This is a genomic window from Alsobacter sp. SYSU BS001988 (genome assembly GCF_054796215.1).
In genome coordinates this window covers 26462-47206 of sequence record NZ_JBTAMK010000017.1, presented here as the reverse complement: position 1 = coordinate 47206, position 20745 = coordinate 26462, and the positions used below count along the sequence as shown (strand labels likewise).

Below are 20745 nucleotides of genomic sequence, written 5' to 3'. Positions count from 1 at the left end.
GGAGCATTAGCATCGATTCGCGTCCGCGCGGCAGCGTCGCGCCGGGCCGTTCACCCGCGCTTCACTCTCCTGGGGCAGTCTGCCGTCATGCCGGCCTCCGACGACCTCCGCCGCGAACTCGACCGCTGGACGCGCCACCTCGCGTCCGAGCGCCGCCTGTCGCCCAAGACGCTGGAGGCCTATGAGCGGGACATGCGCCAGTTCGTCGGCTTCCTGGCCGAGCGCCGGGGCGGCCCGGCGTCGCTGGCTGACGTCGGCGCCCTGAAGCCCGCCGACATCCGCGCCTTCATGGCGTCGCGGCGCATGGGCGGCGTCGGCAGCCGTTCGCTGATGCGGGGCCTGGCGTCGATCCGGTCGGCCTTGCGCTTCCTGGAGCGCGAAGGGCTGGCGGACGCCTCGGCGCTGTCGGCGATCCGCGGCCCCAAGCTGCAGAAGAGCCTGCCGAAGCCGATCAGCGCGCCCAGCGCCCGGCGCCTCGCCGATCCGGACCTGCGCGCCGGCGAGGACCGCGAGGCCTGGGTGCTGGTCCGAGACGCCGCCGTCCTGGCGCTGCTCTATGGATGCGGCCTGCGCATCTCCGAAGCGCTGGGCCTGCGCCGCAGCGACGCTCCGCTGGGCGGGCAGGACGCCATCGTGGTCACCGGCAAGGGCGGCAAGACCCGCATGGTCCCGGTGATCCCCCAGGTCACGGCCGCCATCGCCGAATATGTCAGCCTGTGTCCCTACGCGCTCGCGCCCGCCGAGCCGCTGTTCCGCGGCCAGAAGGGCGGACCGCTGTCGCCCCGCATCATCCAGCTCGCGATGGAGCGCCTGCGCGGCGCGCTCGGCCTCGCCGACACGGCGACGCCCCATGCGCTGCGGCACTCCTTCGCGACGCATCTCCTGGCGCGGGGCGGGGACCTGCGGGCCATCCAGGAGCTCCTCGGCCACGCCTCGCTGTCCACCACCCAGATCTACACCGAGGTCGACGCCTCGCGGCTGCTCGCCGCCTACAGGGCCGCGCATCCGCGGGCGTGACGCCCGCCGCCGTCCCCCTTGCGCATGGCGCGAATCGCACGACAAATCCGCGCGATCCGGGAGGGAGCTCACTCATGTCGCACGACGCCGGCCCCGTGGAGGGCGGAAACAAAAAGATCGCATTGCTGATCGGGATCCTGGCGCTGTTCCTGGCCTTCTCGGAGCAGGGCGGCAACGAATCGCAGACCAACTCGCTGGCCGCCAATGTCGAGGCGTCGAATCTCTGGGCGTTCTTCCAGGCCAAGACGGTGCGCGGCACCGTGGTGCGCGCCGCCCAGGAGGCGCTCGAGGTCAACATGGAGCTGACGCAGGACGCGGCCGCCAAGGCGGTGATGCAAAAGCGCATCGACGCCTGGAAGGCGACCGTGGCCCGCTATGACAGCGAGCCCGACACCCAGGAGGGCCGCAAGGAGCTCGCCGCCCGGGCGAAGGCCGCCGAGGAGAAGCGCGACCTCTACGCCCGCAAGCACGACCACTACGAGGTCTCGTCGGCGGCGCTGCAGCTCGCCATCGTGATCGCGTCGTCGTCGATCATCACCGGCATCGCCGCCCTGGTCTGGGTCGCGGCCGGCCTCGGCGTCTTCGGCATGGCCTTCATGGCCATCGCGGTGTTCGCCCCGATGGCCGTGCATCTGTTCTGAGCGGGCGACGCGCGCCGGCCTCAGCCGGCGGCGCGAAGCCGCAGGCCCGGATGGGCCTGCTCGCGCGCGGCGCGGCGGTCCGCCTCGTCATGGGTGCGGAAGACCGCGACGAGTTCGGCCAGGCGGTCGACCTGCTCGGCCAGGGACTGGGCCGACGTGGCGCTCTCCTCGGCGAAGGCGGCGTCCTGCTGGGTCACGTGGTCCATGTCCGCGAAGGCCTCGCTCATGGCGGTGAGCTGGCGCATCTGTTCGCCGGCCGCGCCCGAGATCGCGTCGACGTCGCCCGCCACCTTGCGGGCGGCCTGGACGATCTGCGACAGCGCCTCGCCGGTGGAGCGCACCAGGCCGGCGCCCTGGGTGATCTCCGCCGCCGTGGCGGCGATCAGGCCGCCGATGTCGCGCGACGCCTCGCCGGCGCGCTGCGCCAGGGTCCGGACCTCGCTGGCCACGACGGCGAAGCCCTTGCCGGCCTCGCCGGCCCGCGCCGCCTCGACGGCGGCGTTGAGGGCGAGCAGGTTGGTCTGGAAGGCCAGGCCGTCGATTACGCTGGAGATCTCGCTGATGCGGTTCGAGGCCGCCTCGATCCGGCCCATGGCGTCGACGGCGTCGACCACGATCGCTCCGCCGCGCTCGGCGACGGACATCGCCTGGCGGGCCTCATTGGCGGCCGCCACCGAGGAGGCGGAGGAGGCCTTGACGGAGGCGGCCAGCTCGCGGGCGCTCTGGCCGGTGTCGTCCAGGGAGGCGGCCTGGGTCTCGGTGCGCCGCGCCATGTCGCCGGAGGCGCGGGCCGCTTCGGCTACGCCGACGCGGATCGCCTCCACGGCGCCGAGCACCTCCTGGATGGCGCGCCGCATCTGCGCCGCCGCATCGTTGAAGTCGTGCTTGAGCGCGTCATACTCGGGCGGGAAGGCCTCCGCGATGTGGACCGCGAGATCTCCGGCGGCGAGGCGCCGGAGCGCGCCCGCCAGGGTCTCGACGATCCGCGACTGCTCGGCCGCAAGGGCCGCCCGCTCGGCTTCGGCGGCCTGGCGCTCGGCGTCGGCGCGCCGGCGATCGGCTTCCGAGAGCTCGCGCTGGGCCACGGCCTCGCGCTCCAGGCGCTCGCGGTCGATCGCCGCCTGCTGGAAGCCGAGCACCGCGCGCGCCATCTGGCCGATTTCGTCCTGGCGGCTCCGCGCCGGGATCTCGCCGACGGTCGATCCGGACGCCAGGTCGAGCATGGCGTCGCGCAGCCCCGCAAGGGGGCGCGAGGTCGTGCGCGCCACCACCAGGGAAGCGAGCAGCCCGACGCCCAGCGCCGCCAAGATCGTGGCCAGGATGATCTGCTGGGTCAGGGCCTGGGCGGCCACCAGCCGCTCGGCCGCGCCAAGGCTGTCGGCGGCGACGTTCTCCTCCAGGGAGGTCAGGACGGGGGCGATCACGTCGAAGGAGCCGGTCAGCTTCTCGGCGGCGCGCACGAATTCGGCCTCGGCGTCGCTCCAGGCGGCGAAGCGCGTCCCGATCGCGGCGATGTCGGCCTCGAGCGCCGCCTTGGCGGCCTCGTCGGCATGCAGCTTGCCGATCGCGCGCTCGACCCGGCCCTTGGCGACCTCCCAGCCTCCGAGCTGGCTGACATCGGTCGTGCGGCGAAACTCGGCTTCGGTCGCCCGCATGGTGGCGAGCCCCTGCAGCATCCGCTCGGCCAGCGGCGCGTCCTCGTCGGCGATGTCGTTGCGGGCCTTGTTGGTCAGGCGCGAGGAGGCGTCGGCCAGATCCTTGACGAGCCCGTCCTGGCCGTCGCCGCCGATCCGGGCCTTCAACTCCTGGACGGCGCCGAACTCCGACGCGATCGCGGCGACTTCGGCCGCCGCTGCGGCGAGATCCTTGGCGTAGCGCTCGGCGTAGGGGAGGGCGCCGAGGGTCTCGACCGACTTGCGCAGGCCCGCGAGCTCCGCGGAGAAGCGCTCGGCGTCTGCGTCGTCGCGGCGGAAGCGCAGGTCCCGGCTGATGGATTTCAGGCTGGTCTGGTCGATCGCGACCCGCTGCGCCTGCCGGCCGATCGCGGCGAAGCCCTGGGCCTCGTCGAAGGCGGCGGCCACCCGGTCCCGCCCCACCACATAGGCCCCGCCGACGACAAGCAGGCCCGAAATAAAGATACAACTTAGAATAGTAATCCGTGCAGATATCGACAGATTTATAGCTGGGAGTTGCATGACCTGCTCCGCCTGGAGGCTTTAACCCCCTGATTAACGGAGACAGGTGAAGAAACTGAGTCCTCCCGCCGGCGACCGGCGGGAGGCGGAACGGGCGTCAGATGTGAATCGCCCGCTTCTCCACCGCCATGGCGGCTTCCTTGACGGCTTCGCTCATGGTGGGGTGCGCGTGGCAGGTGCGGGCGAGGTCTTCCGACGAGCCGCCGAACTCCATCAGAACGGCGGCCTCGTGGATCATCTCGCCCGCGCCGGCGCCGATGATGTGGACGCCGAGAACGCGGTCGGTGTTGGCGTCGGCGATCACCTTCACGAAGCCGTCCGAATGGCGCACCGCGCGGGCGCGGCCATTGGCCGTGAACGGGAACTTGCCGATGTTGTAGGCGACGCCGGCGGCCTTCACCTCTTCCTCGGTCTGGCCGACGGAGGCGACCTCCGGCATGGTGTAGACCACGCCCGGGATGACGTTGTAGTTAACGTGGCCGGCCTTGCCGGCCAGGATTTCGGCCATGGCGACGCCCTCGTCCTCGGCCTTGTGGGCCAGCATCGGGCCGCGCACCACGTCGCCGATGGCGAAAATTCCCGGCACGTTGGTCTGGAAGTGCTCGTCGATGACGACGCGGCCGCGCTCCAGCGCCACGTCGACCTGCTCGAGGCCGAGGCCTTCCGTGTAGGGCCGGCGGCCGATGGCGACCAGCACCACGTCGGCGTCGATGGTCTTGGCCTCGCCGCCCTGGGCGGGCTCGATGGTGACGCTGGCGCCGCCCTGGTTGGTCTCCACCTTGGTGACCTTGTGGCCGAGCGTGAAGGACACGCCCTGCTTCTCGAGGATGCGCTGGAACTGCTTGGCGACCTCGGCGTCCATGCCGGGCAGGATGCGGTCGAGGAACTCGACGACCGCGACCTCGGCCCCGAGGCGGCGCCAGACGGAGCCGAGCTCCAGGCCGATCACGCCCGCGCCCACCACCAGCATCTTGGCCGGGACCTTGTCGAGCGCGATCGCGCCCGTGGAGGAGACGATCACCTTCTCGTCGATGGCGACGCCCGGCAGCGGCGCGACGTCCGAGCCGGTGGCGATCACGATGGCCTTGGTCTCCAGCGTCTGCTCGGAGCCGTCCTCGGCCGTGACCTGGACTTGGCCGGGGGCCGTGATCACGCCCGTGCCGTGGAAGGCGTCGACCTTGTTCTTCTTGAGCAGGAAGCCGACGCCGTTGACGTTGGCCGCCACCGTGTCGTCCTTGTGCTTCATCATCGCCGGCAGGTCGAGCTCGGGCGTGCCGACCTTGACGCCCAGCGCCGGGAAGTCGTGCGTGACCTCCTCGAACATGTCCGAGGCGTGCAGCAGCGCCTTGGAGGGGATGCAGCCGATGTTCAGGCAGGTGCCGCCATGCGTCTTGCGCTTCTCGACCACGGCGGTCTTGAGGCCCAGCTGCGCGGCCCGGATGGCGCAGACATAGCCGCCGGGGCCGGTGCCGATGACGATGAGGTCGTAGGACATGGGAAACTGCTCCGCAGTGGGACTTGCGTCCCTCCCCTGCAGGGGAGGGTGGCAGGCGCGCAGCGCCTGACGGGTGGGGTGGGCGGTGGTGAAGGAGGCCCCACCCGTCCCGCTTCGCGGTCCACCCTCCCCTGAAGGGGAGGGACGGCGCCGCGGCTTGTCTTCCAGATCAGAGATCCAGCACGAGGCGCGCCGGGTCCTCCAGGGCTTCCTTGACGCGCACCAGGAAGGTGACGGCTTCCTTGCCGTCGACGATGCGGTGGTCGTAGGAGAGCGCCAGGTACATCATCGGGCGGATCTCGATCTTACCGCCGACCGCCATGGGGCGTTCCTGGATCTTGTGCATGCCCAGGATGCCCGACTGCGGCGCGTTCAGGATCGGGGTCGACATCAGCGAGCCGTAGATGCCGCCATTGGTGATCGTGAAGGTGCCGCCCTGCATCTCGTCGATCCTGAGCTGGCCGTCGCGGGCGCGCCTGCCGAAATCCGCGATGGTCTTCTCGACGCCCGAGATGGAGAGCTGGTCGGCGTCGCGCACCACCGGGACCACGAGGCCCTTGTCGGTGCCGACCGCGATGCCGACGTGGTAGTAGTTCTTGTAGACGAGGTCCGTGCCGTCGATCTCGGCGTTCACGGCCGGGATCTCCTTCAGGGCCTGCACGCAGGCCTTCACGAAGAAGCCCATGAAGCCGAGCTTGTTGCCGTGCTTCTTCTCGAAGATGTCCTTGTACCTGGCGCGCAGCGCCATGACCTCGGTCATGTCGACCTCGTTGAAGGTCGTCAGCATCGCGGCCGTGTTCTGGGCCTCCTTGAGGCGGCGCGCGATGGTCTGGCGCAGCTTGGTCATGCGCACCCGCTCCTCGCGGGAGGCGTCGTCCGGCGCGCTGGGCGCGCGCATCTGGACCGGAGCCGCGACGGGCGCCGGAGCCGAAGCGCCGGTGGCGATGGCGGCCAGCATGTCGCCCTTGGTGACCCGGCCGTCCTTGCCGCTGCCGCCCACGGCCGCGGGATCGACGCCGCTCTCGGCCGCGAGGCGCTGGACGGAGGGAGCCTGGGGCGTCCCGGCGGGGAGAGTCTTCGCCGGCGCGGGCGCAGGGGCCGGGGCGGCGGGCGCCTGCTTCGGCGTGTCTTCGGGCTTGGGCTGCGGGGCGGCCTTGGCGACCGGAGCCGCGGTCTGGGCGCCGTCCCCGGCCGTGATGGAGCCGAGCAGCGCGCCGACTCCCACGGTCTCGCCGTCCTTGGCGGCGATCTCGGACAGCACGCCGCTGGCCGGCGCATTGACCTCGAGCGTGACCTTGTCGGTCTCCAGCTCGACCAGCGCCTCGTCCGCCTTCACGGCGTCGCCGGGCTTCTTGAACCACTTTCCGATGGTGGCTTCGGTCACCGACTCGCCGAGGGTCGGAACGCGGATGTCAGTCGCCATGTTGCAGTCTGGGGATGCGGGCGGACGGCCCTGAAGGCGGGAAAGGTTGAGGCGGGACGGAAGGGGGGTCTCGGCGGTCAGACCGCGAAGACCTCCTCCAGGAAGGCGCGAAGCTGCGCCAGGTGCTTGGACATCAGGCCGGTGGCGGTCGCGGCGGAAGCCGGGCGGCCGGCGTAGCGCGGCTCCTTCACCTTCATGCCGGAACGCGCCAGGACCCAGCGCAGGTAGGGCTCCACGAAGGTCCAGGATCCCATGTTCTTGGGCTCCTCCTGGCACCAGACCACGTCCGCGTTCTTGAAGCGGGCGAGCTCGGCGGCCAGCGCCTTCACCGGGAAGGGATAGAGCTGCTCGACGCGCAGCAGGTAGACGTCGTCCACCCCCCGCTTCTCGCGCTCCTCGTAGAGGTCGTAATAGACCTTGCCCGAGCACAGCACGACGCGGCGGATCTTGTTGTCCTTGGCGAGCTTGATCTTCTCGCCCTTGAGGATCTGGGCGTCGTCCCACAGCAGGCGGTGGAACGAGGAGCCCGGCCCCATCTCGTCGAGCCGCGACACGGCGCGCTTGTGGCGCAGCAGCGACTTCGGCGTCATCAGGATCAGCGGCTTGCGGAAGTCGCGCTTCATCTGGCGGCGCAGGGCGTGGAAGTAGTTCGCCGGCGTCGAGATGTTGGCGACCTGCATGTTGTCCTCTGCGCACATCTGCAGGAAGCGCTCCAGGCGGGCGGAGGAGTGCTCCGGGCCCTGGCCCTCATAGCCGTGCGGGAGCAGGCAAACGAGGCCCGACATGCGCAGCCACTTGCGCTCGCCCGACGAGATGAACTGGTCGAACACCACCTGGGCGCCGTTGGCGAAGTCGCCGAACTGCGCCTCCCACAGCGTCAGGGCGTTGGGCTCCGACAGCGAGTAGCCATACTCGAAGCCCAGCACGGCCTCCTCGGAGAGCATCGAGTTGATGACCTCGTAGCGGGCCTGGCCGTCCTTGATGTGGTTCAGGGGCGTGAAGCGCGCCTCCGTCTCCTGGTCGATCAGCACCGAATGGCGCTGCGAGAAGGTGCCGCGCTCGGAATCCTGGCCCGACAGGCGGACCGGATGGCCCTCCAGCACGAGCGAGCCGAAGGCCAGCGCCTCGCCGGTCGCCCAGTCGATGCCCTCGCCGCTGTCGATCGCCTTGCGGCGATTGTCCAGGAAGCGCTGAATCGTGCGGTGGACGTTGAACCCCTCGGGCGCGGTGGTGATGCGCTCGCCGATGAGCTTGAGCTGGTCGATCGCCAGCCCGGTCTGGCCGCGCCGGGGATCCTCTTCCTCTTCCTTGACGGCCTTCAGGCCGGCCCAGCGGCCGTCGAGCCAGTCGGCCTTGTTGGGCTTGTAGGCCTGGCCGGCCTCGAACTCGGCCTCGAGCCGCGCCCGCCAGTCGGCGCGCATCTTCTCGACCTCGCCCTCGGTGACGACGCCTTCGCCGATCAGCTTCCTGGAGTAGATCTCCAGCGTGGTCGGCTGCTGGCGGATCCGCTTGTACATCAGCGGCTGGGTGAAGGCCGGCTCGTCGCCCTCGTTGTGGCCGAAGCGGCGGTAGCAGAACATGTCGATGACGACAGGCTTGTGGAACTGCTGCCGGAACTCGGTCGCCACCTTGGCGGCGAACACCACCGCCTCAGGATCGTCGCCGTTCACGTGGAAGATCGGGGCCTCGATCATCTTGGCCACGTCGGACGGATAGGGCGAGGAGCGCGAATAGCGCGGATAGGTGGTGAAGCCGATCTGGTTATTGATGATGACGTGCAGGGAGCCGCCGGTGCGGTGGCCCTTCAGGCCGGACAGCCCCAGGCACTCGGCCACCACGCCCTGGCCGGCGAAGGCCGCGTCGCCATGGATCAGCAGCGGCATCACCTTGCTGCGCTCGACCACGTCGTTGAGCTGGTCCTGCTTGGCGCGCACCTTCCCGAGCACGACCGGGTCGACGATCTCCAGATGCGACGGGTTGGCGGTGAGCGAGAGGTGGACGTTGTTGCCGTCGAAGGTGCGGTCGGACGAGGCGCCCAGATGGTACTTCACGTCGCCCGAGCCCTCGACCTCGTCGGGCGCGTAGGAGCCGCCCTTGAACTCGTGGAACAAGGCGCGGTGGGGCTTGGCCATCACCTGCGTGAGCACGTTGAGGCGGCCGCGATGGGCCATGCCGACCACGACCTCCTTCACGCCGAGATTGCCGCCGCGCTTGATGATCTGCTCCAGCGCGGGGATCAGGGCCTCGCCGCCGTCGAGGCCGAAGCGCTTCGTGCCCGTGTATTTGACGTCGATGAACTTCTCGAAGCCCTCGGCCTCGACCAGCTTGTTGAGGATGGCGCGCTTGCCCTCGCGGGTGAACGCGATCTCCTTGTCCGGCCCCTCCACGCGCTCCTGGATCCAGGCCTTCTCGGCCGGATTGGAGATGTGCATGAACTCGTAGCCGATGGTGGAGCAATAGGTCCGCTTCAGGATCGCCAGCATCTCGCGGATGGTGGCGAACTCCAGCCCCAGCACGTGGTCGATGAAGATCTTGCGGTCCCAGTCGGCCTCGGTGAAGCCGTAGGAGGAGGGGTCGAGCTCCTCGTGGTCGGTGCGCGTCGCGATGGCGAGCGGGTCGAGGTCGGCGTGCAGGTGTCCGCGCATGCGGTAGGCGCGGATCATCATCAGAGCGCGCACGGAGTCGCGCGTCGCCTGCATGAGCTCGGCCTGCGAGACCTCGGAGCCCTTCGGGGCGGCGAGCGCCTTGCCCTTCAGCTTGTCGGCGACGATCTTCTCGACCGCGCCCCAGTTGCCGTCGAGCGCGGAGACGAGCTCGCCATTGGCGGCGATCGGCCATCCGGGCCGCGCCCAGGAGGGGCCGCGGGCGCTCTTCTCCACGGACGCCTTGTCGTCCTTCAACGCGCCGAAGAACGCCCGCCACTCGGCGTCGACCGCATTCGGGTCCGCCTCGTACTTGGCGTACAGATCCTCGATATAGGCGGCGTTGCCGCCATACAGGAACGAGGTCTGCAAAAGGGCGTCGTTCTGGTCCTGCCGTGCCATCATGTCTCTCCCGCGCCCATGCGGCGCCGTCGAATTCTTTGGCGGAGGACCGCCATCTTCCCCCTCTCCCCGGGACGGGGAGAGGGCTGGGATGAGGGTTGTTCCGCCGCTCCCCTCATCCGACCTCGCTGCGCTCGGCCACCTTCTCCCCGTTTCGGGGAGAAGGGTTCGGCTCAGCCCTTCAGCACGTCCACCAGCGTCTTGCCGAGCCTGGCGGGCGAGGGCGACACGCGGATGCCGGCGGCTTCCATGGCGGCGATCTTGTCTTCGGCGCCGCCCTTGCCGCCCGAGATGATCGCGCCGGCGTGGCCCATGCGGCGGCCGGGAGGCGCCGTGCGGCCGGCGATGAAGCCCACCGTCGGCTTCTTGCGGCCGCGCTTGGCCTCGTCGGCCAGGAACTGCGCCGCGTCCTCCTCGGCCGAGCCGCCGATCTCGCCGATCATGATGATCGACTCGGTCTTGGGATCGGCCAGGAACAGCTCCAGCACCTCGATGAACTCGGTGCCCTTGACGGGGTCGCCGCCGATGCCGACGGCCGTCGTCTGGCCGAGGCCTTCGCGGGTGGTCTGGAACACCGCCTCATAGGTGAGGGTTCCGGACCGCGACACGATGCCGACATTGCCCTTCTTGAAGATGTTGCCGGGCATGATGCCGATCTTGCACTCGCCGGCCGTCATCACGCCGGGGCAGTTCGGACCCACGAGCCTGGACTTCGAGCCCTGCAGGGCGCGCTTCACCTTCACCATGTCGAGCACCGGGATGCCCTCCGTGATGGCGACGATCAGCGGGATCTCCGCCGCGATCGCCTCGCAGATGGCGTCGGCCGCGCCGGCCGGCGGGACATAGATCACCGAGGCGTCGGCGCCGGTCTTCTCGCGCGCTTCCGCCACCGTGTCGAAGACGGGCAGGCCGAGATGGGTGGAGCCGCCCTTACCCGGCGACGTGCCGCCGACCATCTTCGTCCCGTAGGCGATCGCCTGCTCGGAATGAAAGGTGCCGTTCTTGCCGGTAAATCCCTGGGTGATGACCTTCGTATTGGCGTCGATGAGAACGGACATCAGTCCCTCGCAAGATTACGGGTGTCGGCGACGAGCGATCCGGCGTGGCCCCAGTTCTCGTCCTCGACGACGTCGATGACGATATGGATGCTCTCCGGCTTCTTTCCCAGGACGCGCACGAGCGTTTCGCTGAACTCGCGCACGACCTGGGCCTTCGTCTCCCGGGTCAGGTTGGTCGTCGTGGTCTTGAGGTTCACGAAGGGCATGGTCAGCCCTTCACGGCCTTGACGATCTTCTGCGCGGCGTCGTCGAGGTCGTCGGCGGAGATCACGTTGAGGCCGGACTTCGCGATGATGTCCTTGCCGAGGTCGACGTTGGTGCCCTCGAGGCGCACCACCAGCGGAACCTTGAGGCCGACCTCCTTCACGGCCGCGATCACGCCTTCGGCGATGACGTCGCAGCGCATGATGCCGCCGAAGATGTTGATCAGGATGCCCTGCACGTTCGGGTCGGCCGTGATGATCTTGAAGGCCGCCGTCACCTTCTCCTTGGTGGCGCCGCCGCCGACGTCCAGGAAGTTCGCCGGGCTCTCGCCATAGAGCTTGATGATGTCCATGGTGGCCATCGCCAGGCCGGCGCCGTTGACCATGCAGCCGATCGTGCCGTCCAGGGTGATGTAGTTGAGGTCGTACTTGGAGGCCTCGATCTCCTTGGCGTCCTCCTCGGTCTCGTCGCGCAGGGCGAAGACGTCCGGGTGGCGGTACATGGCGTTGCCGTCGAACGAGATCTTGGCGTCGAGCGCCTTCAGGTTCCCGTCCTTGCCGACGATCAGCGGGTTGATCTCCAGCATCTCCATGTCCTTGGCCACGAAGGCCGCATAGAGCTTGGAGACGAGGCTCTCGGCCTGCTTGGCGAGGTCGCCCGTCAGGCCCAGCGCCTTGGCGACGCGGCGGCCGTGATGCGGCATCACCCCCGTGGCGGGGTCGACCGAGAAGCTGACGATCTTCTCGGGGGTGGAGTGCGCCACCTCCTCAATGTCCATGCCGCCTTCGGTGGAGACCACGAAGGAGATGCGCGAGCTGGCGCGGTCCACCAGCATGGACAGGTAGAATTCCTTGTCGATGTCGGAGCCGTCCTCGATGTAGAGGCGGTTGACCTGCTTGCCGGCCGGGCCCGTCTGGATGGTGACCAGCGTCTTGCCCAGCATCTCGCGGACGTTCTGCTTGACCTCGTCGATCGAACGGGAGAGCCGCACGCCGCCCTTCTCGCCCGCTTCGGCTTCCTTGAACTTGCCCTTGCCGCGCCCGCCGGCGTGAATCTGGGACTTGACCACCCAGAGCGGCCCGCCAAGCTCCCTGGCGGCCGCCTCGGCCTCCTCGACCTTGAAGACGGCGCGGCCCTTGGAGACCGGAACGCCGAACTCCTTCAGCACCGCCTTGGCCTGGTATTCGTGGATGTTCATGGGGTCCTCGTGAGGTCGTGAGGTCGTGAGGTCGTGAGGTCGGCGGAAGAGGCGCGCGGGACCGGCTAGCCGATCTCACGACCTCACGAGCTTACGACCTCACGACTTTACTCACGCGAAAGCGGGATTGATCTGCTTGCACGCGTCGACGAGGCCCTTCACGGCCGCGACCGACTTGGAGAACATCTCCTTCTCGGTCTCGTCGAAGGCGATCTCGACGATCTTCTCGACGCCGTTCTCGCCGATCAGCACCGGCACGCCGACATACATGTCGGAGACGCCGTACTGGCCGTCCAGATAGGCCGCGCAGGGCAGCACGCGCTTCTGGTCGCGCAGGTAGCTCTCCGCCATCGCTATCGCGGAGGCGGCCGGGGCGTAGAAGGCCGAGCCGGTCTTCAAGAGGGCGACGATCTCGCCGCCGCCGCCGCGGGTGCGCTTGACGATGCTGTCGAGCTTCTCCTGGGTGAGCCAGCCCATCTTGACGAGGTCGGGCAGCGGCACGCCGCCGACGGTCGAGTAGCGGATCAGCGGCACCATATCGTCGCCGTGGCCGCCCAGCGTCATGGCGTGCACGTCCTTGACGGAGACGCCGAGCTCCTCGGCCAGGAAGTAGCGGAAGCGGGCCGAGTCGAGCACGCCGGCCATGCCGACGACCTTGTTCTTCGGCAGGCCGGAGGCCTTCTGCAGCGCCCACACCATGGCGTCGAGCGGGTTGGTGATGCAGATCACGAAGGCGTCGGGGGCGTATTGCTTCAGGCCCTCGCCGACCTGCGACATCACCTTGAGGTTGATGCCGAGGAGGTCGTCGCGGCTCATGCCGGGCTTGCGCGGCACGCCCGCCGTGACGATCACCACGTCGGCGCCGGCGATCGCCTCATAGGAGTTGGCGCCCGTGTACTTGGCGTCGAAGCCGTCGACCGGGGAGGATTCGGCGATGTCGAGGCCTTTGCCCTGGGGAACGCCTTCCGCGATGTCGAAGAGAACGACGTCGCCGAGTTCCTTCAGGCCGGCGAGATGGGCGAGGGTTCCGCCGATCTGCCCAGAGCCGATCAGAGCGATCTTCTTGCGCGCCATGAGTCGAGGGTTCCTTGAACAAGCAGCCGTCCCGCGGCAGGCCATGTCCGCCCGGGACGGCAGGTGGCATAGCCCCATCGCATGGCGGCATCAAGTCAACCTAAAGACCGACGCAGGTTGAAATTCCCGCCCTGGGATCAAGATCAAGGGCGAAGCGGGCCTGGTTTTTCCGTTTATACCGCAAAGACTTGGCTCAAGCCGCCGCGATTCGTCCCCGGCGCCTCCGCCTAAAGAAACGGCAGTGACAAATGACGAAGTTTGTCAATCGTAACAGGTTTTTTGGGCTGTCAGCCTAGAGTATTCCGGCCGCCAGGCCGCGCAGGGCCACCCTCAAGGCGGCGCCGAGGCGCTCGTCCAGGAGCTTGCGCGGCGTCTCCCGGTCCATCCGGACGGGGACCGGATGGACGAAGCGGAACACCACGTCGAGCAGCAGCGTGACGGCGCGGTCCCGCCGGCGCACATGGAACAGGCCGGATCCGACGCCTTCCTCGACCACCCGGTCGATGAGGGTGCGGACCCTCGCCCGGTGCTTGCGGGCGACGCCGCGCATCTCCTCGAAGGCGTCCACATAGAGGTCGAACAGGTTGGGGTCCGCCTCCAGCTTGTCGCGGTGGGCCGCCGCGAGGCCGAGGATCATGCGCTCCAGCTTGTCGTCCGCCGGGTCGGGCGCGTCGGCGGTGTCGGCCAGCAGGGCCTCGATGGGCCGCAGCCAGGAGGCCGTCACCGCGTCGGCCAGCGCCGACTTGGAGCGGTAGTAGCGATACACGTTGGCGTGCGTCATCCCAGCGTCGCGGGCGATGGACGTCACGGTCGTGCGCGCCATGCCGTAGCGCCGCACATGCTCGGCCGCGATCGCCAGGATGCGGGCGTCGGTGCTGTCGGTCGGCGGGGCGGGGGCAGGAGGCACGGCGGGTCCGGACGGCTAGATCGGGAAGCAATAGCGCGGCGCGCCGGTCCCGTCATTGACCATTCCGGGCGCCCCTCCTAGGGTCGGCGGCTCAATCTTGGCGGGACGCCGTGTCCATTCACACCAGAGCGCGCACGCGGGTTCCCAAGCGGACGATCCTCCGGCTGCTCGGGCCGGGGCTCGTGGCGGGGGCCGCGGACGACGATCCGTCGGGCGTCGCCACCTACTCGCAGGCCGGCGCGCAGTTCGGGTTCGGCCTGCTCTGGACGGTCATCCTCACCTATCCGTTCATGGTGGCCATCCAGGTCGTGAGCGCGCGGATCGGCCGTGCCACCGGCGAGGGCATCGTGGCCAATATGCGGGCCGTGTTCCCCCGCTGGGCCATGGTGTGGATCGTGGTCTTGGTGCTGGCGGCCAACACCATCAACATCGCGGCCGACCTCGCCGCCATGGGCGCCGCGACGTCGCTGGTGATCGGGGGCCATCCGGCCCTCTACGCGGTGCTGCTCGGCGCCTTCTGCGTCGTGCTGGAGGTGATGGTTCCCTATCGGCGCTATGCGCCCATCCTCAAGGGGCTCACGGTCGTGCTGTTCTTCTATGTCGGGACCGTGCTGACCGTGCGCATCCCGTGGGAGCAGGCGGCGCTGGGCGCGCTCCTCCCGCAGCTGACCTGGAACGCCGACTACATCGTCACCGTGGTGGCCGTTTCGGCACCACGATCAGCCCCTACGTGTTCTTCTGGCAGGCGGCCGAGGAGGTCGAGGACATGAAGCTCGACCATCATGTCCGCGCCCTGCGCGACTATCACGGCCACATCAAGCCCGTCCTGAAGCGCATCGGCGTGGACACGGCGTTCGGCATGGGGTTCTCGATCGCGATCGCCGCCTGCATCATGCTGACGACGGCGGCCACGCTCCACCAGCAGGGGATCACGAACATCGAGACGTCGGCCCAGGCGGCCGAGGCCCTGCGGCCGCTCGCCGGTCCGCTCACCTTCTTCCTCTTCGCGCTGGGCATCCTGGGCACCGGGCTTCTGGCGGTGCCCGTCCTGGCCGGATCGGCCGCCTATGCGGTGGCGGAGGCCTTCAACTGGCGGTCCTCGCTGGAGCTGAAGCCGCTGGAGGCGCGCGGCTTCTACTCCATCGTGGCCGGCTCGACCATCATCGGGGCCCTGATCGGCCTGTCGCCGCTCGATCCGATCAAGATGCTGTTCTGGACCGCCGTGATCAACGGCGTGGTGGCGGTGCCGGTCATGGCCGTGATGATGCGCCTCGTGTCGAGCCGCAAGGTCATGGGTCCGGTCGCCGCCGGGCCGGTCCTGCGCGTCGGCGGCTGGGCCGCCACGGCCGTGATGGCGCTGGTCGTCGCCGCCATGCTGGCGACCTGGGCGATGGCCTGAGCGGTCGCGCTCAGGTCTCGACCAGTCCGGTCGTGTCGCCCGAGGCGGCGGAATCGCGGCGGCCCTTCGGGGCCGCGAGATAGTCCTGCGAGCGCATCTCGATCAGGCGCGACACGGTGCGGTCGAACTCGAACGCCTCGCGACCCTCGGCGGCGGTGTAGAGGCTCTGGGCCTCCGCCTCGGCGCTGGCGACCAGCTTGACGGTGTTGTCGTAGAGCGCGTCGATGAGGGTGATGAAGCGCTTGGCCTGGTTGCGGTGCTCGAGCCCCATCACCGGGATGTCGTCGAGGATGACCGTATGGAAGCGGTTCGCCACCGCCAGATAGTCCGAGCCGCCCAGCGGCTTGTCGCAGAGATCCGCGAAGCCGAAGCGGGCGACGCCCTGCGCGGCCGACGGCACGAAGACGTCGTGGCCCTTCACGGTCAACGTCATGGGGGCGCCCCGGACGCCGCCCGTGAGCCGGCGGAAGGCCTGGTCGAGATGCTCGCGGGCGGCTTCGTCGGCGGGGGTGCGCCAGACGTCGGCGCCGGCCAGCTTCTCCAAACGGTAGTCGGTGCGCGCGTCGAGGCGCACCACCTCCATGCGCTCCTTCAGGAGTTCGATGAAGGGCAGGAACAGCGCCCGGTTCAGGCCCCCCTCATAGAGGCGGTCGGGCTCGACATTGGACGTCGCCACCACGGTGACGCCCTCGGCGAAGAGCGCGGTGAAGAGCCGCCCGAGGATCATGGCGTCGGCGATGTCGGTGACGGTGAACTCGTCGAAGCACAGCAGCGAGGCCTCGGCCGCGATCGAGGCCGCGACCGGGGGGATCGGGTCGGCGTCCTTCACCTCGCCCCGCTTCACCTGCTGGCGAAAGGCGTGCACTCGCTCGTGCACGTCGGCCATGAAGGAGAGGAAATGGGCGTGCCGCTTGCGGGCGATCGGCGCGGCCTCCAGGAACATGTCCATCAGCATGGTCTTGCCGCGGCCGACCGAGCCCCAGATGTAGAGCCCGCGAACGGGCGCCGCCGCCGCGCTCTTGCCGAAGAGCCAGCCCAGCGCGCTGCTCTTGCGGGCGAGATGCCGGTCGGCCAGGGACGCCCCGAGCGCGTCGAGCTTCACGGCCACGGCCCGCTGGGCGGGATCGGGGTCGATCGCGCCCGCGGAGACGAGCGCCTGATAGCGATCGGCGAGTGCGGCTGACACGAGGGAAACGCTCCGGGGAGGGGCTTGGCGGGCGGATGGTGCGCGCAGGCTTTACCGGTTGCCGCGCCGGCCCGCAACGCGGCCGCGGGCCGCAAAGGGACCCGAACGGCGGTTCTGCGCGTTTCCCTGCGTCGAAAGTCGTAGAAAGATGCGCGATACGGGCTGGCCCGGCGCAGGATGACGGGGAGATGCGGCATGGAGCGGTGGACGGGCGGGTGCTGGTGCGGCGACGTCAGGCTCGTGGCGACCGGCAGGCCCTATCGGGTCGGCCTGTGCCACTGCATGGACTGCCGCAAGCACCATGGCGCGCTGTTTCACGCCTCGGCGATCTTCCCGCAGGACGCGGTGAGCATCGCGGGCGAGACTCGCGACTACGCCGGACGGTTCTTCTGTCCGCGCTGCGGCTCGCCGGTCTTCGCGCGCAGCGGCGACGAGGTCGAGGTGAATCTGGGATCGCTGGACGCCCCCGACCAGCTGACCCCGACTTATGAGAGCTGGACCATCCGGCGCGAGGCCTGGCTGCCGCCCTTTCCGCTGGCGCGGCGCTACGAGCGCGACCGCGACCCGGCGAGCCGCTTCGAGCCGCCGGCATGAAAAAGGCCGCCCGGCGAGGGCGGCCTTTTTCGGATCGTTGGGCCTGACCGGCTCGTTACTGGACGAGCTTGGGTCCGCCGGTCGTCACGCGCTCGTTCTCGGTGATGATGCCGAGCCGGCGCGCCACCTCGGTGTAGGCCTCGACGAGGCCGCCGAGGTCGCGGCGGAAGCGGTCCTTGTCCAGCTTGTCGTTGGACTTGATGTCCCACAGACGGCAGCTGTCGGGCGAGATCTCGTCGGCCACCACGATGCGCATGAGGTCGCCTTCCCACAGGCGCCCGCATTCCATCTTGAAGTCGACGAGGCGGATGCCGACGCCCAGGAAGAGACCGGACAGGAAGTCGTTGACCCGGATGGCCAGCGCCATGATGTCGTCGATCTCCTGCGGCGTCGCCCAGCCGAAGGCCGTGATGTGCTCTTCCGACACCATCGGGTCGTTGAGGCCGTCGTTCTTGTAGTAGAACTCGATGATCGAGCGGGGCAGCTGCGTGCCCTCCTCGATGCCGAGACGCGTCGCCAGCGAGCCCGCCGCCACGTTGCGGACGACGATCTCGAGCGGGATGATCTCCACCTCGCGGATGAGCTGCTCGCGCATGTTCAGCCGGCGGATGAAATGGGTCGGCACGCCGATATCGTTCAGGTGCTGGAAGATGTACTCGGAGATGCGGTTGTTGAGCACACCTTTGCCGTCGATCACCTCGTGCTTCTTCGCATTGAAGGCGGTCGCATCGTCCTTGAAGTGCTGGATCAACGTTCCCGGCTCCGGGCCCTCATAGAGGACCTTGGCCTTGCCTTCGTAGATCCGACGGCGGCGGTTCATCGGCGTGTACCGTGTCTTGAGAAAATCCATGGATACGGCCGTGGCTCCCCTGGGAGAACGTCCGCGACTGAGTGCGGGCGAGCAAGGTCGGGTTCAGGCGGACCCGCCTCGTGCCCGCGCCCGCAAACTAGCCGATCGGGGGCGCCAGCACAATGACAGGGCCTGCAAGGCTTCAAGGCCGTGATCCCGCGGGTTCCAGAGGGTTCCCAGGATCGCGGCTGTCCGCGGTTCGGAGCTGTATATGGCCCCGCGGGGCCGATGGCGCAAGTCAAGGCCCCGGGGCGGCTGGCGCCGGGCGCGGCGCATAGCTATATCGGGGCTGGAAACAACGGCTTCGCACCGCCAGAGAGGGAACCATGACGACGTTCGACAAGCGCGAGCAGGGATTCGAGCAGAAATTCGTTCACGACGAGGAGCTTCGCTTCAAGGCGAACGCCCGCCGCAACAAGCTGCTGGGTCTGTGGGCGGCCGAGAAGCTCGGGAAGTCCGGTCCCGACGCCGAAGCCTACGCGCGCGAGGTCATGAAGTCCGACTTCGAGGAGGTCGGAGACGAGGACGTGTTCCGGAAGGTGCATGGCGACCTCTCGGCGGCCGGCGCGTCCGTCACCGAGACGCAGGTCCGCACCGCGATGAGCGAGCTCTTCGCCAAGGCGGTCCAGCAGATCCAGGACGGGCGCTGACAAAGGCTCGCGCAGGGCAGGGCTGCCGCCCCGCCGGGTTGCCGGTGCGGCGTCCTTGCCCCTAGTGTTCCCCGCATTCCGGCTCTGACCGGCCAAAGGGGAAACGCATGCCGCTCAATCCATCATTCGCGTCGCTGTCGCAGCGGCTGGGCAAAGGGACCGGCGCCGGTCTGATCACGGGCTGGGTGGGCCTTCCCGATCCGCTCGTGGCCGGCGTCGTCGCCAACGAGGCCTTCGACGCGGTGGTGCTGGACATGCAGCACGGCTTCGTCGACATCGCGTCGGCCGTGCAGGGCGTCGCCCAGATCGCGCTGGCCGGCAAGCCGGCCGTGGTCCGCATCCCGGTGGGGCAGTTCGCGACGGCCTCGCGCGTCCTTGACGCCGGCGCGGCGGGCGTCATCGCCCCCATGGTCAACTCGGCCGCCGACGCCAGGGCGCTCGTCTCCTTCACCAAATATCCGCCTCTCGGCGAACGCAGCTGGGGGCCGGCCATCGCCCTCAACGTGTGCGGGCTGACGCTGTCGGAGTATCTCGCACAGGCCAATGGCCTCACGGCGACGATCGCCATGGTGGAGACCCGCGAGGCGCTCGCCGCCCTCGACGACATCCTCGCGGTCGACGGCATCGACGGCGTGCTGGTCGGCCCGTCCGACCTGTCCATCGCGCTCGCCAACGGCGCCTCGGTGAACCCGATGTCGGCGGAGGTCGACGACGCCCTCAGGCATGTCGCCGAGCGCTGCCGCGCCCACGGCAAGGCCGCCTGCACCTTCGTGACCACGGGGGCCAAGGGCAAGGACGTGATCGCGATGGGGTACGACTTCCTGGCGCTCGGCACGGACGTCATGCAGCTTCGCGCCGGCGCGAAGGCCTTCATCGAAGCCTGCAAGGGCTGAGGATCAGCCCGGCTTGTCGCCGGCGGGCCGCTCCGGCACGCCCAGCGCCTCGGCCAGCCGCATCTTGGCGGAACCGGGGCGCAAAGGCTTCTGCTGGCTCTCGTGCGGCGCCCAGCCGGACAGCCAGACCAGCTCGAAGGTCGCCCGGATGCGGCCGTCCGGGTCCGAGAAGCGCTCGGCGTAGATCTCCAGCGCGCGGATGAGCGTGGCCCGGCGCAGGGGCGTGCGGCGCCGGGCGACGAGCGTGTTCGTCGCCCCCATGGCGCGCAGATCGCGCATCAGCGCCAGAGGATCGGCGTAGCGCACCACGAAGGCGTCGGCGTCGGTCACCGGCAGCGCGAAGCCCGCCCGCTGCAGCAGCGCGCCGAGGTCGCGCACGTCCGCGAACGGGAACACCCGCGGGCTGGCCCCGCCCTCGACCTCGCTCTCCGCCTCGGTGAGGCACTGGCGCAGTTCGGTCAGCGTCGCTCCGCCCGCCATGCAGCCGAGGAACAGGCCGTCGGGCCGCAGCGCCCGCCGCAGCTGGACGAGCATGCCGGGCAGGTCGTTGACGCCCTGCAGCCAGAGCAGCGAAACCACGAGGTCGACGCTTTCCGGCCCGAGCGGGAGGTTCTCGTCAGGCGCCACGGCGGTCTCCCAGCGCGGATCGCGAGGTTCGTCCAGCGGCGCGAGCCGCAGCACCGATCCGACCTGCTCGGACCCGGCCATGTGGGCTGCGGCCAGCGGCAGCGCTCCGCCGAGGTCGAGGCCGACCTCGAAGCGCCGCAGCACCGCGCCCAGGCGGTCGTCCAGGTCCTCGGCCGCGCGCCGCAGCAGGAAGGCCGCGCCCGCGTCGCCGTCGGCGGCCCGCATGGCTCGGGCCAGCCGGAGGCGGGCGAGATCGCGGTCGAACAGGACGGGCGGGCCGCTCATGGAGG

The 20745-nt window shown here is 69.3% G+C and carries 17 protein-coding genes and 1 pseudogene; 6 read left to right on the top strand and 12 right to left on the bottom strand.

Annotated elements, in window-relative coordinates:
* Nucleotides 1-87 precede the first annotated feature (87 nt).
* Nucleotides 88-1017 carry a tyrosine recombinase XerC gene (locus ACYVO7_RS22135; protein ID WP_460451948.1) on the top strand — a complete coding sequence of 310 codons (930 nt, stop codon included), beginning with the start codon at nucleotides 88-90 and terminating at the stop codon, nucleotides 1015-1017.
* 74 nt (nucleotides 1018-1091) lie between these two features.
* Nucleotides 1092-1658, top strand: coding sequence for a DUF4337 domain-containing protein (locus tag ACYVO7_RS22130; RefSeq protein ID WP_460451947.1), 567 nt, complete (start codon nucleotides 1092-1094; stop codon nucleotides 1656-1658).
* Nucleotides 1659-1678: 20 nt separating this feature from the next.
* Here the strand turns inward: ACYVO7_RS22130 and ACYVO7_RS22125 are convergent, their stop codons facing one another.
* From ACYVO7_RS22125 to ACYVO7_RS22085, 9 genes are all read right to left on the bottom strand, one after another.
* Nucleotides 1679-3853, bottom strand: a complete 2175-nt coding sequence (locus tag ACYVO7_RS22125; protein WP_460451946.1) for a methyl-accepting chemotaxis protein — start codon at nucleotides 3851-3853, stop codon at nucleotides 1679-1681.
* Between the two features lie 97 nt (nucleotides 3854-3950).
* A complete protein-coding gene (lpdA, locus tag ACYVO7_RS22120) occupies nucleotides 3951-5348 on the bottom strand; it encodes a dihydrolipoyl dehydrogenase (protein WP_460451945.1) in 1398 nt (465 codons plus the stop codon).
* A 169-nt stretch (nucleotides 5349-5517) separates the two neighbouring features.
* Nucleotides 5518-6771 carry a 2-oxoglutarate dehydrogenase complex dihydrolipoyllysine-residue succinyltransferase gene (odhB, locus tag ACYVO7_RS22115; protein ID WP_460451944.1) on the bottom strand — a complete coding sequence of 418 codons (1254 nt, stop codon included), beginning with the start codon at nucleotides 6769-6771 and terminating at the stop codon, nucleotides 5518-5520.
* 77 nt (nucleotides 6772-6848) lie between these two features.
* Nucleotides 6849-9815 carry a 2-oxoglutarate dehydrogenase E1 component gene (locus tag ACYVO7_RS22110; RefSeq protein WP_460452000.1) on the bottom strand — a complete coding sequence of 989 codons (2967 nt, stop codon included), beginning with the start codon at nucleotides 9813-9815 and terminating at the stop codon, nucleotides 6849-6851.
* 173 nt (nucleotides 9816-9988) lie between these two features.
* The gene (gene sucD / locus ACYVO7_RS22105) at nucleotides 9989-10873 is read right to left on the bottom strand and encodes a succinate--CoA ligase subunit alpha (RefSeq protein ID WP_460451943.1); all 885 of its coding nucleotides are present in this window, start codon (nucleotides 10871-10873) and stop codon (nucleotides 9989-9991) included.
* The gene (locus ACYVO7_RS22100; RefSeq protein WP_406855117.1) at nucleotides 10873-11079 is read right to left on the bottom strand and encodes a tautomerase family protein; all 207 of its coding nucleotides are present in this window, start codon (nucleotides 11077-11079) and stop codon (nucleotides 10873-10875) included. The genes sucD and ACYVO7_RS22100 overlap by 1 nt, the downstream gene beginning before the upstream one ends.
* A gap of 2 nt (nucleotides 11080-11081) precedes the next feature.
* Nucleotides 11082-12275 (bottom strand): ADP-forming succinate--CoA ligase subunit beta, encoded by a 1194-nt coding sequence (gene sucC / locus ACYVO7_RS22095; protein WP_460451942.1) that lies wholly within the window; start codon nucleotides 12273-12275, stop codon nucleotides 11082-11084.
* A gap of 111 nt (nucleotides 12276-12386) precedes the next feature.
* Complete coding sequence (gene mdh, locus ACYVO7_RS22090) at nucleotides 12387-13349, bottom strand: malate dehydrogenase (RefSeq protein WP_460451941.1); 963 nt, start codon at nucleotides 13347-13349, stop codon at nucleotides 12387-12389.
* A 292-nt stretch (nucleotides 13350-13641) separates the two neighbouring features.
* Nucleotides 13642-14256 carry a TetR family transcriptional regulator gene (locus ACYVO7_RS22085; RefSeq protein WP_460451940.1) on the bottom strand — a complete coding sequence of 205 codons (615 nt, stop codon included), beginning with the start codon at nucleotides 14254-14256 and terminating at the stop codon, nucleotides 13642-13644.
* Between the two features lie 110 nt (nucleotides 14257-14366).
* On the opposite strand from ACYVO7_RS22085, the pseudogene ACYVO7_RS22080 reads away from it, so the two are divergent.
* Nucleotides 14367-15655: pseudogene (locus tag ACYVO7_RS22080) on the top strand (Nramp family divalent metal transporter).
* A 10-nt stretch (nucleotides 15656-15665) separates the two neighbouring features.
* Here ACYVO7_RS22080 and zapE read toward each other — a convergent pair.
* Nucleotides 15666-16841, bottom strand: coding sequence for a cell division protein ZapE (gene zapE / locus ACYVO7_RS22075; RefSeq protein ID WP_460451939.1), 1176 nt, complete (start codon nucleotides 16839-16841; stop codon nucleotides 15666-15668).
* Between the two features lie 195 nt (nucleotides 16842-17036).
* Here zapE and ACYVO7_RS22070 point away from each other — a divergent pair, with 195 nt between their 5' ends.
* Entirely contained in the window at nucleotides 17037-17435 is a 399-nt protein-coding gene (locus ACYVO7_RS22070; RefSeq protein ID WP_460451938.1) for a GFA family protein, read from the top strand.
* A 55-nt stretch (nucleotides 17436-17490) separates the two neighbouring features.
* Here the strand turns inward: ACYVO7_RS22070 and purC are convergent, their stop codons facing one another.
* Entirely contained in the window at nucleotides 17491-18285 is a 795-nt protein-coding gene (purC, locus tag ACYVO7_RS22065; RefSeq protein ID WP_460451937.1) for a phosphoribosylaminoimidazolesuccinocarboxamide synthase, read from the bottom strand.
* Between the two features lie 326 nt (nucleotides 18286-18611).
* Here purC and ACYVO7_RS22060 point away from each other — a divergent pair, with 326 nt between their 5' ends.
* Complete coding sequence (locus ACYVO7_RS22060; RefSeq protein ID WP_460451936.1) at nucleotides 18612-18935, top strand: DUF1476 domain-containing protein; 324 nt, start codon at nucleotides 18612-18614, stop codon at nucleotides 18933-18935.
* A gap of 107 nt (nucleotides 18936-19042) precedes the next feature.
* A complete protein-coding gene (locus ACYVO7_RS22055; protein ID WP_460451935.1) occupies nucleotides 19043-19828 on the top strand; it encodes an HpcH/HpaI aldolase family protein in 786 nt (261 codons plus the stop codon).
* 3 nt (nucleotides 19829-19831) lie between these two features.
* On the opposite strand, the gene ACYVO7_RS22050 is transcribed toward ACYVO7_RS22055, so the two are convergent.
* The gene (locus ACYVO7_RS22050) at nucleotides 19832-20740 is read right to left on the bottom strand and encodes a methyltransferase domain-containing protein (protein ID WP_460451934.1); all 909 of its coding nucleotides are present in this window, start codon (nucleotides 20738-20740) and stop codon (nucleotides 19832-19834) included.
* Nucleotides 20741-20745 lie beyond the last annotated feature (5 nt).

Excerpts from the sequence above, each read along its gene's own strand:
- ACYVO7_RS22135 (WP_460451948.1), top strand. The coding sequence starts at position 88 with ATGCCGGCCTCCGACGACCTCCGCCGCGAACTCGACCGCTGGACGCGC.
- ACYVO7_RS22130 (WP_460451947.1), top strand. The coding sequence starts at position 1,092 with ATGTCGCACGACGCCGGCCCCGTGGAGGGCGGAAACAAAAAGATCGCA.
- ACYVO7_RS22125 (WP_460451946.1), bottom strand. The coding sequence starts at position 3,853 with ATGCAACTCCCAGCTATAAATCTGTCGATATCTGCACGGATTACTATT.
- lpdA (WP_460451945.1), bottom strand. The coding sequence starts at position 5,348 with ATGTCCTACGACCTCATCGTCATCGGCACCGGCCCCGGCGGCTATGTC.
- odhB (WP_460451944.1), bottom strand. The coding sequence starts at position 6,771 with ATGGCGACTGACATCCGCGTTCCGACCCTCGGCGAGTCGGTGACCGAA.
- ACYVO7_RS22110 (WP_460452000.1), bottom strand. The coding sequence starts at position 9,815 with ATGGCACGGCAGGACCAGAACGACGCCCTTTTGCAGACCTCGTTCCTG.
- sucD (WP_460451943.1), bottom strand. The coding sequence starts at position 10,873 with ATGTCCGTTCTCATCGACGCCAATACGAAGGTCATCACCCAGGGATTT.
- ACYVO7_RS22100 (WP_406855117.1), bottom strand. The coding sequence starts at position 11,079 with ATGCCCTTCGTGAACCTCAAGACCACGACGACCAACCTGACCCGGGAG.
- sucC (WP_460451942.1), bottom strand. The coding sequence starts at position 12,275 with ATGAACATCCACGAATACCAGGCCAAGGCGGTGCTGAAGGAGTTCGGC.
- mdh (WP_460451941.1), bottom strand. The coding sequence starts at position 13,349 with ATGGCGCGCAAGAAGATCGCTCTGATCGGCTCTGGGCAGATCGGCGGA.
- ACYVO7_RS22070 (WP_460451938.1), top strand. The coding sequence starts at position 17,037 with ATGGAGCGGTGGACGGGCGGGTGCTGGTGCGGCGACGTCAGGCTCGTG.
- purC (WP_460451937.1), bottom strand. The coding sequence starts at position 18,285 with ATGGATTTTCTCAAGACACGGTACACGCCGATGAACCGCCGCCGTCGG.
- ACYVO7_RS22060 (WP_460451936.1), top strand. The coding sequence starts at position 18,612 with ATGACGACGTTCGACAAGCGCGAGCAGGGATTCGAGCAGAAATTCGTT.
- ACYVO7_RS22055 (WP_460451935.1), top strand. The coding sequence starts at position 19,043 with ATGCCGCTCAATCCATCATTCGCGTCGCTGTCGCAGCGGCTGGGCAAA.
- ACYVO7_RS22050 (WP_460451934.1), bottom strand. The coding sequence starts at position 20,740 with ATGAGCGGCCCGCCCGTCCTGTTCGACCGCGATCTCGCCCGCCTCCGG.